Below are 13,272 nucleotides of genomic sequence, written 5' to 3'. Positions count from 1 at the left end.
AGGGCAACAACGCAGCCGCTGCCGCATTGTTGCCCTGAGGTTGAACTTAGAACCAGTTGGCTTCCAGATACCCCAGCAATCGCTGCAGCACAGCCGCGCCTTCGGCCCGGGTAGCATCCGCCGCGGGGACAAAGCCGCCTTCGGTCCGTCCGTTAATCAGGCCGCCGGCCAGCAGCGCGCCCACTGCTTCACGGGACCAGCCGGCCAGCTCACTGCCGTCGGCCAGCCCGGCCACCGCAGAAGCATCCGCCGCAGGAGCGGCGTTTGCCGCTTGCAGCGCCCGGTACAGCATCACCGCCATCTCCTCGCGGGTGATCCGCGCATCCGGACGGAAGCTGCCGTCCTCGTAACCCTCCGTAATCCCCGCATAAACGGCGGCGTTGACAGAAACGGCATACCAGGAATCAGCCGCCACATCCGTAAAGATACCGCCCGTGGCCGCAGCGGAAGCCTCAAGTCCCAAGGCCCGCACCAGCATGGCCGAATATTGCGCCCGGGTCAGCGGTGACTCCGGCAGGAAGCCGCCGTCACCCATACTGTCCACCACAAGCTTGGCGGACAGAAAGCCTACCGCCTTTTCCGCCCAGTGGCCGGTCATATCCCCGTAGGTTTCCGGCTCCACTTGGGCAACCGCCAGTGTAACAGTCCCGTCCAGACGTACATGGACTGTCAGACTCCCCGATGCCGCCGCTTCAATCTTCGCCGGAACAAAGGACAGCCCGCCTTCCTTGTTCAGCCTCATCACCGTAAGCCGGCCGGGATCGGCTGAGGACGCCAGAGGCAGACTCAGCATACCCTTGCTGCCCTTGGGGAGGGTAAGCGGAGCAAGCCGCTCTCCCTCCTTGACTCCCAGGCTAATTTCGATTGCCTCTGCCAGCCCGGAAGCCCCCTTAGCCTGAAGCTTGCCTGCAAGAGCCGTTTGCTCCGCCTCCGGCACCGGACGCAGAGTCAGCTCTACACTTTTGCCTGCCGCCGCGCTTTGTGTCCACTGGGACAGGACATCCATGGGCAAGGCAAGCTGGCCCAGGTCAGTCTGCACCACGACCTTCCCTCCACCGGGAAGGGAAGCCACCGCTGCCGCAAACGGCCCTACCGGAATGCTCACCGTTACAGCGCCCTTGCCGGCCGCACCGGTACTGTCCGTAGCCGGAATTTGCAGCTCCGGCTTGCCGCTTGCCGCTCCCGCAGTCCCAATCAATGCCTTCAGCTTGGCTGCCAACTGTGCCTCATGCACCTGAAAGAGAGCAGCGGCACGCCCGTCCGGGCCTGTTATTGCGGTCTGTTTGACCAACTCCGGTTCCGCAACTCCGCCGCCGTAGCCTGAGGAACCGCCTGTGCTTTGAGTTCGGGTAATCTGAACGGTTTTTTCATTGGTTTTGAACCCGTCCACATACACGGCCATGGTGACGGAGTTAACCCCCACCGTCAGCGGAACAGTTGCTTGGAAGTCGCCGGTGCTGCTGACAGCGGCAGCTTTGCCCGCCACCTGCACGTTCGCAGCCCCCTTGCCCAGAACCTCAACATTGCCCTTCACCGCAACCTGGCTGTCGGCGGTTTTCATCCCCTCATAAGGCAGATATCCGCTCAACAGCGCGCCTCGCACCTCATCGCCCGGCTTATAGGCATTGGCTACAAGCTGGCGTTTGGTTTTGGTGCCCGACGGGTCCAGGGTCGAGATCACAAAACCGCCGGTAGGAATCACACTGTTGTTTTCCTCCGGGGAGCCCCAACTCCAGTTGATGGCCTGGTTCCGGTTCAGAACCTTGGAAACCGTCCCATCCGCCTCTACCACAACCTCCACCCCAAAACGGGAGGTGCCGGTAGAATAACCGAAGGAATCCGTATACGCATTGATATTCCCTTCTACCAAATTGATATTATGGAAATTCCCTTCCAGGAAGTGCTCCGGGTTGCCCGGTAAACTGAAGCCCACCTGGTAGTCCTTGACATACACCTGATTCTTCAGCGCCGCAGAGGCGATAGGCCAGTTGATCTGGGAGGCGTCGAACAGCATCAGACCGTTGGTATTGGCCAAACCCGACTGGAAAACCTCCCGCTGCAGCTCCGGCGCCTGGACATTGGTCAAGGCAATCCCCGCATACAGAGGGATTTCCCCGTTGGTAACAATATTGCCCAGGGTGATGTACTTTTCCACCTCCTGCCCGGTGGTTTGGTACGCCCCGACCATCAGAAAATCCAGATATTCAATGTAACCCGTCTGATAATACCCCGGTGTATAGACGGATTCATCCTTCAGGCCCAATCTGGAATCGAAGCGGAAATTGGGGCTGCCCCAGTTTACCCCGTTCAGATAGTAGGTTTCATACCAGGACCCTACATAGGAGGAAACTTGAATTTCCCTTCCCGCAGAGGCTTCATAGGAGTCCACCAGACTCTTCACTTCGCCGAAAAAGCTCTTGATGGTGCCGGAGCGGAACTCCCACCAATCCTGGATCAAAGGCCCGTTCACCCGGATGGAGCCGTTATAGCTAAATACATCCGCAGGCCAATTATGCAGTTGTTTGCCTCTGGCCTGAAGGAAAGCCTCGAACTTGGTCCGGGTCAAATCGCTGAAATCCGCCGACTCATTGTCATAACGGCCCCGGTCATGAACCACACCGTCCACATCGTAGTTTTTGATGACCTCCTCGAAGGTCTTCAGCTCATATTGACGGACTTCATCATTGGACGGGTTTACAAAAGCCACCAGCCCTTGTTTGGCGCTCTCCCGCAGACGTTTGATCTGCCCGTTGTTCTCCGGAACATAAATCCGTTCCTCCCAATCCGTATGATCGTCCAGCACGGCATATTCATTGCTGGCGATGGAGCCCTCGGCAAATACATTGATGGCTGCATGAATTTTCAGCCCCAGATCATGCCCGTGGGTTATAAATTCCTCCAGCAGGTCCAGATCGGGGTTTGCCCCGGCTTTGGCGGGTGCGGTAATTTCGCTGACATAAGGACGCCCGGTAAGGTCATTCTTCTTATAAGAAGCATATCCCTCCACACCCTTCACATCGAAAACCACTTCCGTAACCCCGTTATCCTTGGCCTTTTTCAGAAATTCGTACACATGCTGGCTGGTTTGAAATTTCCGGGCGTTGGCGGCCTGGTCCACCCACAGAATAACGCCCTTGCCGGAGGTGAAGCCCGGGCGGCTGAAGACAACCAGATCACGGCTGGTATCCTCCACGCCGTTCTTCATCACCTTCACCTGGATATAGTTGATGCCTGACTGGAGCGGATAACTGTAGGAAAAGCTGCCGTCCGCCGCCACAGGCACAGCCGTGTCATTGATCAGCAATTGGATAGCAGACAGATCCGCCACATTGCTTATATTTCCGCTGACCAGCTCCTGGGCTTTGGTGGAGGTGACCATCTGGTAATTGTCCAGGGCCAGCTTCACCCGGCCGCTCATCAGCTCGCTGACCGGCACCACCTCGCCGTTCTTGCGGAGCTTGATCACATCGCCAACCTTAAACTTGGTAGCCAAAAAACGCTTAATGTCATTGTTGGCATAGCTGGTATCCTGGGCATGCAGCACGTAGCCGCCCTGGGGAATCTCCAGCTCCGTGGGACCGGTCCAGCTCGGGACTCCGGTACTTCCTGCCGGGTTCACCACGCGCATGACCCTGCTGTCGGCACCTACTTGTACCGCCACATTATAAAGAGGAATCGTAATGGTACTTCCAAATTCCCGGGTGAACAAAGCAATAATATTGTCGATACCCGTTATATCCTGGTCGATATAGTCAATCTTCTTGCGGGGGCCTTCAATATTGACGGTAATATCCTCGGGAGCGGCCTCCACCTCCACCCCATTCCCGGCAGCAGGCGGTTTGTAGGTGACGGTCAACGTTTCGCTGTCCAAAACAGCGGCTCCCGCCAAAAGCTGCACCGTTAAGCTGTTCAGGCCTTCCTTCAAGGGAACGGTAGCGGTAAAGCTTCCATCAGCTCCAATGGCGGCGGCGGTTTCCCCAACCTTCACAGCCAGATTCCCGTCTGCTGCATATTGGTCAATTCTTCCCGCTACCTTAAATGCTGGGGAAGTCACTTCGGTTCCCGAGGCGGTGGTCAAAACCAGGGCGGAAACCAAATAAACCGCGTCGGTTACGGAATATACCTGATCGGTTACACCGGCGGCAACCTGGGGTGCGGCGGCCTCCCCATCCGGCTCCGCCGCAGACGCATAGGTTGCGCCATATGGCCAAACAGGGGCAAGCAGGGCGGCAATAAGCAGTACGATGGTCCACAAGCTTACGGTTTTTCTAGCAGAAGCGAAGGTCATCATTCACACTCCTGACGGGATGGGATAATGGCGCAAATCCCGGCATAGCCGGCATGGACCAACAGATAGCCCAGCCTTGCCGGTCCGGAGCCCTCCCGGACAGGATGGCATTTCTCCGATTCTATGCCACAGGCAGCCGCTTGATCGCGCGCTGCCCGTGGTGTGCTGATGATTCTTTGCTGCTGCCGGAGTCCGTTCCCCTGTCCGGGGCGCATGGGCTTGGCTTGTTACGAAAATGCATGATTGTCGCATTTTCATTCGGGGGAATGTCGTTTACTTCTTGGTTTTATACCATTCGTTGGCGGCCTTGATGGTTTCGTCCCCGCCTTCCGCTTTCCATTGGGTCAGGAACTTGTCGTAATTGGCAACCGGCTCGGAGCCGCTGATAAACTTGATCACATTGTCGTCCAGAAGCTTGGTGAGCTTTTGCTTGTTTTTGGAGATGGCGTCAATAGGCGGCGCAAAGGACATGGGGTCTTCCACCAGGAGGCCCTCCGCATTCTTTTGGAAATCCTCATAGAATTTCTGGAGCACGGGGTCCTTGCGCACCCGGGCCTGCCAATAGATAGGATAATTGGTTTCATCCACACCGGTCATAAACACACTGCCGTTGGTCAGGTCGTCGTTGAATTTAGGCAGAATCGGGAAGAACTTGCCGTCCTTGACTTCATGATGGGTGCCTTCGATGCCGATGGCCAGACTTTTGAAGGTTTCCTTTTCCAGCTTGGCATTGAGCAGCTTCATGGCGTCTTCCTTATGCTTGGAATACTTGGGAATGGCGATATACCAGCTTGTGCCGTTGCTGACGCTTAAGGATACCTTGCCGTCCTTGCCCTTCAGGAAAGGAACTACGGACACCTTGGCTTCAGGGAAGTTTTTGGTCAGGGCGGTCATGGTATTGGGCGCATTCCACCAGGCCAGCTTGTAGACGGCCGCTTTGCCGCCGGTGAACTTCTCAATAGCCTTGGCAGCGGTATTAATGGCCATCTCCGGATCAAGCAGGCCCTCCGCATTCAGCTTGTTCATGTAAGTGAGGAATTCCTTCATCTCCGGCAGCTCGGCCTTATGCAGCAGCTTGCCGTCCTTCAATACCCAATCCGAGGTGCTGCCGTACGGCACGCCGAAGGCGGCGGCAATGTCGCCATAGAGAGAGTCCTTGCTGCCTGTAAGCGGGATAATATTTTTCTTTTCCTTGATGGTTTTCAAAACGGTGTAAAATTCGTCCAGGGTGGTAGGCATCTTAAGCCCCAGCTCATCCAGCCAATCCTGGCGGATAATCAGCTCTTCGCCTACGGATATGCCGGACCCGGTTTCGGGGATGGCGTATTTTTTCCCGTCAATGGTGGTGCTGGTCCAGGATTGGGGCTTGATGGCCTGATTGACATTGGGACCGTACTTGTTCACCAGATCATCCAACGGCTCCAGAGCCCCGGAGGTGGCCAGCTTGAAAAATTGGGTTGCGCTCAGCTTCATAACATCGAATTCTTCTTTGTTTGCCACCATGAGGTTCAGCTTTTCATCATAGTTTTCCGCAGGCAGCATGTCGTAGGTGACATCATAGCCGGTTTTATCCTTGATCAGACCAGCGGTGAAATCCTTGTTGGGGTCAAACCGCCCGTATTGCATAAGCATCCGCAAGGGCGCCTTGGGTCCCTCCGAAGCCGCCGGAGATGCGGTTGCTCCTGTGGACGGAGCGCTGCTGGGTGTGGAACCCCCATCCGTTGACGACGAACCTCCGCAAGCCGCGCCGAGCAAGGATAATGCCACTACACTTGCCAATACAACTGATTTTTTCAACATGGACTTACCTCCCTAAGATGAATATAAATAATCTATCCCTTCACCGATCCTACCAGCACGCCTTTCACAAAATACTTCTGCAGGAACGGGTAAACCAACAAAATCGGAATGGTAGCCAGCAGAATCGAAGCCGCTTGAATGGACTGGGGCGTGGTGTTCAGCGCCGCATCGATGTTGTCCTTCAGGAAATCCCCGCTGGACGCAACCAGGAGCTCCTTCAAATACAGCTGCAGAGGCTTTAGATGAGGATTGGTGATGTAGATCATGGATGCGAAATAGTCATTCCAATATCCCACGGCAAAAAACAGGGCAATGGTGGCCAGTACCGGCATGGACAGCGGAAGCACCACGGAGACCAGCACCCGGATATTCCCGGCGCCGTCCAGCTTGGCGGATTCCTCCAGCCCGTCCGGCAAACCTTCAAAATAGTTTTTAATAATCAGCATATTAAAGACATTCACCATACCGGGCAGGAACAGCACCGGCAGCTTGTTCACCAGATGCAGGTTCTGCATCAGCAAATACATGGGGATAAGCCCCCCGCTGAACAGCATGGTGAAAATAAACATGAGCAGGAACCATTTCCGCCCTCGCAAATTGGGCTTGGACAGGGGGTAGGCGGTAATCGTCGTCACCAGCAGGCTTAGGAAGGTCCCTACCAAGGTGAGAATAACGGAAATTTTCAGGGCATTGAGGAACATGCTGTCTTCCATGACATATTTGTAGGTGCCGAACTGGACATCAATGGGAATCAGGGTTACTCTTCCGGAAATGACGGCATGTTCGCTGCTCAGGGATTTGGCGATCAGATTCACAAAAGGAACCAGGGTGGTGAAGCCCACCAGAATGAAGAAGATATAGTTGCAGACGGTGAATATTCTTTCGGACACGCTAGTTTTAATGATATTGCTTCGTTTTGTCTGCCGGGTTCCTGCCGGGTCTGCCGTTTGGGGGCGGGCAGAGGTTTCCGGCGCTTCGGCCTGGAGATTCATTTCAGCCATCGATCCGTTCTCCTTTCGTTGCAATCTGTGTTTGCCCTCATTACCAGATGCCCCTTTGCAGGTACTTCCGGCTTAGGGCATTGCCCGAGATGACCAGAACGAAGGCGATTACCGACTCAAACAGCCCAACCGCCGTGGTAAAGCTGTAATCCTGGTTGCCCAAGCCCATCCGGTAGACGTAGGAGCCGATAACATCGGCGGTTTTGTAAACGGTGGGATTGTACATCACCAGAATCTGCTCGGTGCCGGCCTCCAGAATGCTGCCCAGGCGGAGGATGAACATCAGCAGGATGGTGGGCGCAATGCCCGGCAGCGTAATATGCCAGACCTGGCGCAGCCGCCCTGCCCCGTCCATTCTGGCGGCTTCATACAGCTGCGGGTCGATGGTGGAGAAGGCGGCCAGGTAGACGATGGTGCTCCAGCCGGTTTCCTTCCAGCCTGCCGAGGTGACCAGCACACTGCGGAAGACGTCATTGTCCATAAAAAAGGAGATGGGGGTAAAGCCCATGGCCTCCAGCATCTTGTTGACCAGGCCGCCATTGGAGGAGAGCAGGTCGATGAACAGGCCGCTGACAATAACCCAGGAGAGAAAGTGGGGCAGATAGATTACCGTTTGCACCGTGCGTTTAAAAACAACGTTTTTGAGCTCGTTCAACAGAACTGCCACCAGAATGGGCAGCGGGAAGAGAAAGGCGATTTTCAGGAAGCTGATGATAATGGTATTTTTGAATACCTGCAAAAAATCGGGGTACGTAAACAGCTTGTGGAAATGCTTAAGGCCCACCCACGGGCTGGCCGCCATTCCGTCAAAGATGTTAAAATCCTTAAATGCGATAATAATTCCGTACATCGGCGTGTATCTGAACAGCAGTATGCAGAGAATGCCCGGAATCAGAAGCAGATACAAATCCCATTCCCGGCGAAGCTCACGTCCCAGTCCTCTGGAATTGCCGCGTTCCATTGCGCCTCACCCTCCTCTTGTCTTGTTTCCTCTGTACTTAAATTTTAGTGATTGCGGGGGCTTATGAGTAGGTGAGGACCATTACTATTTCTGGTACTTTGATGTTGGATTTTGCCCGGAAAATGAAAAAGAGCCCTCCGCCTTTTCATAAGAAAACGCTTCAGGCTCACAGGTCATGTTATATTTTCATTTCCCCGGGAGTGACTCCCCAATATTTCCGAAAGACTTTGGTAAAATAGCTGACATCGCGATAGCCGACCAAACGGGCGGCGTCGTATACCTTGCCCCCCTCCTGGAGGATGGACTTGGCTTTTTCCATTTTGCGCTCCAGGACATAGGAGGAGAAGGAGACTCCCGTCTCCTGCTTAAACAGGCGGCTTAAGTAAGAAGAGTTTACATACATCCGGTCCGCCACCATATGCAGGGTAATATCCCGGTCAATCTCCTGATCGACGATGGCCAGAATGGATTTGACCACCTGGTTGCTGGTGGTGCTGCGCTCCTTGCGGACGAAGGCGGCGATTTTCTTGACGGTGCGGGTGAGCCAGGACCAGGTTTCCTCCCGGGTGTCCAGCAGCCGGACATGGAGGAAATTGTCCATGTCCCCTTCCACCACCTGCCTGACGGACCAGCCCTGCTTCTGGATGATGCGGACGAACAGGCTGCTTAAGTACAGCACCGTCTCATGCACCTCCTCCGCCGATTCGGCCCGGCCCAGCCCGGCCTCCCACAGCCCGGTCAAGGCTTCCATGGCCTTGTCCTCGTCAGCCGTCTCCAGGGCAATCTCCAGCGCCTTCTCCAGAGTGGGCTGGGATTCCATGGCCTTATTGGCGCGCCCCCGCTCCCGGTAGGGAATCACAATGTCGGTGCCATACACCATCCGCTCCCGGAGGGCGCGCCGCGCCTCCTGCACCAGAGGGCCCAGCTCCTCCAGGCCCCCGGTGCGGCCGCAAACCCCGGCGCTGAAGGTGGCCTTCAGCACCTCCTTGGCATGGGACAGCAGCCTGACCAGGGAGGCGCCTACCCGCAGCAGAGCTTCCCGCTCATCCTCCCCCGGCGGCAGCAAAAAGATCAGGAGCAGCTTGCCCTCCAGATCCCCGCTGGCATAACAGCCGGGCTCCGGCAGCATATCCCGGGCCATGCACTGGAGAGAAAAGGCCAGGAGCGGCTCATCATCCCGCCCGGCAGCTTCCTCCCCTCCGGGCGCCGGGTCCAGACCCACTAAGGCTGCCGCCAGCCGGGAATCCTCCGGCAGCTCGATATTATAGTCCCGGGCCCGGCGGAGAAGCTCGGCCAGCCCGTAGCCGCCGTCCGCCCAACGCTGGAAGAAACCGTTCTGGAGCAGGGGCAGATGCTCCTGCCACTTTTCCTGAAGGGCCGCCTGCTTCTGCCATTCCTCCAGTTCCCGCCGCAGCTCTTCGCCCGCCTCCAACACGGCGTCCAGAATCTCCTTCTCGCCTGCCGGCTTCAGCAGGTACCGGGATACTCCCTGGGCCATGGCATTTTGGGCAAACCCGAAATTGTCATGCCCGCTTAAGATGATGAATTTCATAAAAATCCGGGTTTCCTGCTTCTGCCTTAGGGTACGGACCAGGGTCAGCCCGTCCATGCCCGGCATCTGCACATCCAGGAGCATAATATCCGGCCGCTTCCGCTCCACCATCGCCAGCGCCTCCTGGCCGTTGCCCGCCAGCCCTACCACCTCAATGCCGTGCTCCTCCCAGGGAATATTGTTGGCAAGGGAATTGCGCAGCCGAAGCTCATCCTCCACGATCATCAGATTCATGCCCTTGTCCTCCTTGTCCATGTTCACTCCACTCTACCCTGTGCCTGTGGAGCGTTTCAGCCTCCGGTCAGCCCCTCCTGCGCCGGATTCAGCTCCTCCGCCATCGGCCGCAAATCGCTTCCGCAGCGGTCCAGAGGCAGCGAAACCGTTACAAAGGTGCCCTGGCCCTCCACACTGTCGATGACCAGCTCCGCCCCCTTGCCATAGTACAGCTTCATCCGGGCAATGACATTCCGCAGCCCGAACAGGTCGCGGACCTCCTCCTCCCGCTTGATCCGGTAATCCAGCCGGCCTGCTTTCTCCAGCTCATGGCGCATATAAGCCAGCCGCTCCGGCTCAATTCCCGGGCCGTTGTCCTCCACCCGGATATTCAGCCGGCTGCCGCCCTCGATCCAGCTGGAGATCACCAGCAGCCCGCCGCTGGCCCGGTCCTCCATACCGTGGAGAATGGCATTCTCCACCAAAGGCTGGAGCAGCAGCTTCAGCATGGGGACATTCTTGGTTTCCTCCTGCAGCCGGTACTCCACTCGGAAATTGTCCAGGAAGCGGATTTGCTGGATGCGGATGTAATAGTGCAGATGCTCCATATTCTCCTGGAGGGTAAACACCTCTCTGCCCTTATTCAGGCTCAGACGGAAAAACCGGGACAAATTCAGCACCATCTCGCTGATTTCCGTAGCCTCGTAATTTTGCGCCGACCAGTAGATGGAATCCAGGGTATTGTACAAAAAATGGGGATTGATCTGGGACTGGAGAAACTTCAGCTCCGTCTTCAGCAGCTCCAGCTCCTGCTCGTAATGGTCCTCAATCAAATGCCTCTGATAGGCCACCATCCGGTTAAAGGCCTCCGTCAGATACCCGAACTCATCCTTCTGCCGGTTGGCCAGCCGGATGTTCAGGTTGCCGGCGGACAGCTGCTTCATGCCCACCGCCAGCTTATGCACCGGCGAGGCAATGCCGCTGTAGACCACCCAGGAAATCCCCACCGCCAAAAGCACGCTTACCGCGATGATCACATAGGTGAATGCCCGCAGCTTATCCGTCTCCCGGTACAGCTCCGCCTCGGGCTGCATCATGGTCAGATGCCAATTGGAATAGCCGGAATCCACCGTTACCGCCATCTCCTTGCCGGAAATAGCCGGCAGTCCCCCGTCAGCCGCCGCTTCGCCGGTGCCCGCCACCACCCGCCCCGTCTCCGTATGAAGATAGATTTTGGCCTGGGGCGAAGGAAGCTGCGACTTGATAACGCCCAGCAGCCTGCTTTTGTTGAGGGTGATCATCAGCACATTGGGCTGGCGGTTGACATTGTACAGATCCATGGAGCGGACCAGGGAAATGCTGTCCGTGCTGATAACGCTGCCAAAGGCGGTTCCTGATACAGACTCATCGGGCATCACGTAGCGGATGGCCGTCCCCTTCTCCCGCGCCGTCTGGACCATCCACTCCTGCATGGGTTCGGAGGTGAGGCGCCTGCCGCCGAAATTGGTGGAGATCATCATATGGGACGCATGGTGATAAACGGTAATCTGGGACACGATATGATTCACGGCGTTCATGTTGGACAGCTGCTTGAGCATCCGCGAGAATTCCACGATGGACTCCGGCGGCAGCTCCTTGCCCGTTTTGTTGAGCTGCTGCACCACGGCGGGGTCGGTGGCAATCAGCGCGGAAAGCTCTTCGATGTTCTGCAGGGTAAGGTCGATATAATCCATGGAGGAGGACAGGGCCAGCTGGGAGCGCTCCACCGCCTGCTGGTACAACAGGTCCCGGGACCGCTCCACGGCAAACAGGCTGATGACAACAAGAGGCAGCAGGATCAGAAGAAAGTACCCTGTCAGCCGCACCTGAATATGTCCGGAAAATTGGCTGCGGACCCAGCGCCACAGGGCCCTCATGGGGACACCCTGCCGGCTGCGGCGGTTTTTTCCTTGTACCAGGCGTTGACCTCTTCGGTAATCAAAGCGCCGCCGTTGGCCTTCCATTCCTCCACATACCGGTCAAAGGCCTCCAGCGGCTCCACCCCCATGATGATCCGCGCAAACGCCTCCTGCAAATTGGGGAGCTGTCCGGACAGCCGGCCCATGGCAGGGGTGGGCGAGCCGTAAAATTCATTCTTGATGAGATTTTGCTCGATAATCTTCAGGTTTTCGTACAGGTGAAAATCCCCCAGGGAATCCAAACGCTGCTTATTCAGCTCCGGGTCCAGCACGTCCACCATGGATTGGTAGATGCCCCGGTACAAATGCTTGTCATGCTGGGCGAAATCCGTCACCATTTTGCCGTTCTGCATGCTCCAGATCTGATTCTCGAACCCCAGCTTCAGGGTCTTGTAGCCCTCGTCGCTGGCCAGAAACTCCAGATAGCGGACCGCGCCCTCGGGATTGGAGGCGCCTTTGGGAATAACATTGTAGCCCCGGATCAGATCCTTGTCATAAACGCCCTTCTGGCCGCGGGGACCGGTGGGATATTCCAGGGGCATCCACTCCGCCTGGGGAAATTTCGCCTTATTGCTGGCGATGGGACCGCGGGTATCGTACCAGGTGGCGGAGTACAGGCCCACCTGTCCGTTTTCAATCTTTTGCACCAGGCTGGTGTTGCGGTTTAAAACAAATTCCGGATCAAGCAGCTTCTCCGTGTACAGCTTGGCGAGAAAGGCCAGCGCCTCCTTGGCCTCCGGTATCACACTGCCGTATTGGAGCCCGCCGTCCTTCAGAATCCAGCTGTCCAGCTGGGTGCCGAAGGCGCCGAAGAAGGGGGCGGACCGGATCAGGTTTTCGCCCAGAGTCAACCCGTAGGTGTCATTCTTGCCGTTGCCGTCCGGGTCCTCCAGGGTGAAGGCCTTAATAACGTCATAGTATTCGTCCAGCGTCACAGGCGCCTTGCGCCCCACCTTGTCCAGCCAATCCTTGCGCACGTACATCAGCTCGATGCCCCGCACCTCGTTGAGGCTGGGGATGGCGTAGATTTTTCCGTTGAAGCTGACCCGTTCCCAAGCCTCCCGGGGAATTTTGCGCTTCAGATCGGCTCCGTACTTATCCAGCCAATCGTCCAGGGGAAGCAGGGCATCCTGCTGCAGATAATGGTCAAACCAGAGAGGCTTGAAAATATGAACCACATCGGGAAGATTGCCCGAGGACATGGTCAGGTTCACCTTCTCCTCGTAGACCTCCTCCGGCGGGGCAATTACATTGAGATCCAGGCCGATGCGGTCTTCGATAAAGGAGAGGTACGGGTTGTTGTTCTCGTCCATTCCCGCCGGGAAATTCATCCCCAGCCTATTCACCACAATGGAGACGGATTTGCCCTTGGCTGTTCCGGCCGGGGCCGGCCCCCCCTCCCCGGCGGCTTCTCCCTCGCAGCCGGCCAACACCGCGGCCCCTGCCGTCAAAAGACAAAGGACCCATGCAGCTCTTGATGTCATTGTCCTGTTCTCCCC

The 13,272-nt window shown here is 56.8% G+C and carries 7 protein-coding genes; all 7 read right to left on the bottom strand.

What is annotated here, in order from left to right:
• Positions 1-46 precede the first annotated feature (46 nt).
• The 7 genes from DQG13_RS21090 to DQG13_RS21060 all read right to left on the bottom strand — a co-directional run bounded on the left by DQG13_RS21090 (position 47) and on the right by DQG13_RS21060 (position 13,257).
• The gene (locus DQG13_RS21090) at positions 47-4,291 is read right to left on the bottom strand and encodes an S-layer homology domain-containing protein (protein WP_113021864.1); all 4,245 of its coding nucleotides are present in this window, start codon (positions 4,289-4,291) and stop codon (positions 47-49) included.
• A gap of 270 nt (positions 4,292-4,561) precedes the next feature.
• Positions 4,562-6,088, bottom strand: a complete 1,527-nt coding sequence (locus DQG13_RS21085; protein WP_113021862.1) for an extracellular solute-binding protein — start codon at positions 6,086-6,088, stop codon at positions 4,562-4,564.
• A gap of 32 nt (positions 6,089-6,120) precedes the next feature.
• Entirely contained in the window at positions 6,121-7,080 is a 960-nt protein-coding gene (locus DQG13_RS21080) for a carbohydrate ABC transporter permease (RefSeq protein WP_113021905.1), read from the bottom strand.
• A gap of 49 nt (positions 7,081-7,129) precedes the next feature.
• Positions 7,130-8,050: an ABC transporter permease gene (locus DQG13_RS21075; protein ID WP_113021860.1), complete on the bottom strand. Its 921-nt coding sequence runs from the start codon at positions 8,048-8,050 to the stop codon at positions 7,130-7,132.
• 178 nt (positions 8,051-8,228) lie between these two features.
• The gene (locus DQG13_RS21070) at positions 8,229-9,836 is read right to left on the bottom strand and encodes a response regulator transcription factor (RefSeq protein WP_113021858.1); all 1,608 of its coding nucleotides are present in this window, start codon (positions 9,834-9,836) and stop codon (positions 8,229-8,231) included.
• A 56-nt stretch (positions 9,837-9,892) separates the two neighbouring features.
• Positions 9,893-11,731: a cache domain-containing sensor histidine kinase gene (locus tag DQG13_RS21065; protein WP_113021856.1), complete on the bottom strand. Its 1,839-nt coding sequence runs from the start codon at positions 11,729-11,731 to the stop codon at positions 9,893-9,895.
• On the bottom strand, positions 11,728-13,257 hold the full coding sequence (locus tag DQG13_RS21060; protein ID WP_113021855.1) for an extracellular solute-binding protein: 1,530 nt from the start codon (positions 13,255-13,257) through the stop codon (positions 11,728-11,730). The genes DQG13_RS21065 and DQG13_RS21060 overlap by 4 nt, the downstream gene beginning before the upstream one ends.
• Positions 13,258-13,272 lie beyond the last annotated feature (15 nt).

This window comes from Paenibacillus sp. YN15 (assembly GCF_003285005.1).
GTDB lineage: Bacteria > Bacillota > Bacilli > Paenibacillales > NBRC-103111 > Paenibacillus_AR.
The sequence above is the reverse complement of the archived record's forward strand: the minus strand, read 5'-3'. Positions and strand labels throughout refer to the sequence as shown.

What these genes read in the sequence shown, in the direction of transcription:
- DQG13_RS21090 (WP_113021864.1), bottom strand. Translation starts at nt 4,291, where the DNA reads ATGATGACCTTCGCTTCTGCTAGAAAAACCGTAAGCTTGTGGACCATC.
- DQG13_RS21085 (WP_113021862.1), bottom strand. Translation starts at nt 6,088, where the DNA reads ATGTTGAAAAAATCAGTTGTATTGGCAAGTGTAGTGGCATTATCCTTG.
- DQG13_RS21080 (WP_113021905.1), bottom strand. Translation starts at nt 7,080, where the DNA reads ATGAATCTCCAGGCCGAAGCGCCGGAAACCTCTGCCCGCCCCCAAACG.
- DQG13_RS21075 (WP_113021860.1), bottom strand. Translation starts at nt 8,050, where the DNA reads ATGGAACGCGGCAATTCCAGAGGACTGGGACGTGAGCTTCGCCGGGAA.
- DQG13_RS21070 (WP_113021858.1), bottom strand. Translation starts at nt 9,836, where the DNA reads ATGAATCTGATGATCGTGGAGGATGAGCTTCGGCTGCGCAATTCCCTT.
- DQG13_RS21065 (WP_113021856.1), bottom strand. Translation starts at nt 11,731, where the DNA reads ATGAGGGCCCTGTGGCGCTGGGTCCGCAGCCAATTTTCCGGACATATT.
- DQG13_RS21060 (WP_113021855.1), bottom strand. Translation starts at nt 13,257, where the DNA reads ATGACATCAAGAGCTGCATGGGTCCTTTGTCTTTTGACGGCAGGGGCC.